Here is a 321-nt window from a genome sequence, read left to right as displayed (position 1 = left end):
GAAGTACGTTCAGCGTGCCGCGGACGTTCGTCTCGACGTAGGACTCCGGCGCCGCATAGGAGAAGGGGATCGCGATAAGCGCCGCGAGGTGAAGCACGTCGGTGCAGCCGGCTGCCGCAGCGATCATGAAATGCGGATCGCGAATGTCGCCGGCGACCACTTCGACAGCCTCCATGACGTCGCCCGGCAAAGTATCCAGCCAGCCCCACGAGTTGAAGGAGTTGTAATAGACGACCGCCTTGACCCGGGCGCCGGCCTTCACCAGTTCCTCGACGACATGCGAGCCGACGAAGCCGTCGCTGCCGGTAACGAGGACTCGGG

1 protein-coding gene is annotated in these 321 nt (G+C 64.2%); it reads right to left on the bottom strand.

The window, feature by feature from the left end:
* Nucleotides 1–321 (bottom strand): GDP-mannose 4,6-dehydratase (locus NWP09_RS13445; RefSeq protein ID WP_258275969.1); only part of this gene is annotated, 321 nt, incomplete at both ends.

The organism is Agrococcus sp. HG114 (assembly GCF_024723325.1).
GTDB lineage: Bacteria > Actinomycetota > Actinomycetes > Actinomycetales > Microbacteriaceae > Agrococcus.
The sequence above is the reverse complement of the archived record's forward strand: the minus strand, read 5'-3'. Positions and strand labels throughout refer to the sequence as shown.